This is a genomic window from Streptomyces sp. DSM 110735, assembly GCF_016482685.1.
In the GTDB taxonomy this organism is placed as follows: domain Bacteria; phylum Actinomycetota; class Actinomycetes; order Streptomycetales; family Streptomycetaceae; genus Streptomyces.
This window is the reverse complement of sequence record NZ_JACYHF010000047.1, coordinates 1-686: the sequence shown is the minus strand read 5'-3', so window position 1 is coordinate 686 and position 686 is coordinate 1. Positions and strand designations below refer to the sequence as shown.

Annotated in this window: 1 protein-coding gene; it reads left to right on the top strand. The window is 68.5% G+C overall.

The annotated features are described in order from the left end of the window. On the top strand, positions 1-686 hold a 686-nt coding region (ispG, locus tag IF655_RS30845; RefSeq protein ID WP_199588528.1), incomplete at both ends, for a flavodoxin-dependent (E)-4-hydroxy-3-methylbut-2-enyl-diphosphate synthase.

Sequence of the window (686 nt, the reverse complement as noted above, 5' to 3'; positions counted from 1 at the left end):
GTGCAGTCCATGACGACGACGCGTACGTCGGACATCGGCTCGACGCTGCAGCAGATCGCCGAGCTGACGGCGTCGGGCTGCCAGATCGTCCGGGTCGCGTGTCCGACGCAGGACGACGCGGACGCGCTGGCGACGATCGCGCGGAAGTCGCAGATCCCGGTGATCGCGGACATCCACTTCCAGCCGAAGTACGTGTTCGCGGCGATCGAGGCGGGCTGTGCGGCGGTCCGGGTGAACCCGGGCAACATCAAGCAGTTCGACGACAAGGTGAAGGAGATCGCGCGCGCCGCGAAGGACCACGGCACGCCGATCCGCATCGGGGTGAACGCGGGCTCCCTGGACCGCCGCCTCCTCCAGAAGTACGGCAAGGCGACCCCCGAGGCGCTGGTCGAGTCCGCCCTGTGGGAGGCGTCCCTCTTCGAGGAGCACGACTTCCGGGACATCAAGATCTCGGTGAAGCACAACGACCCGGTCGTGATGATCGAGGCGTACCGCCAGTTGGCCGCCCAGTGCGACTACCCCCTCCACCTCGGTGTGACGGAGGCGGGTCCCGCGTTCCAGGGCACGATCAAGTCGGCGGTCGCCTTCGGCGCGCTGCTCTCCCAGGGCATCGGCGACACGATCCGCGTCTCCCTGTCCGCGCCGCCCGCCGAGGAGGTCAAGGTCGGTCTCCAGATCCTGGAGTC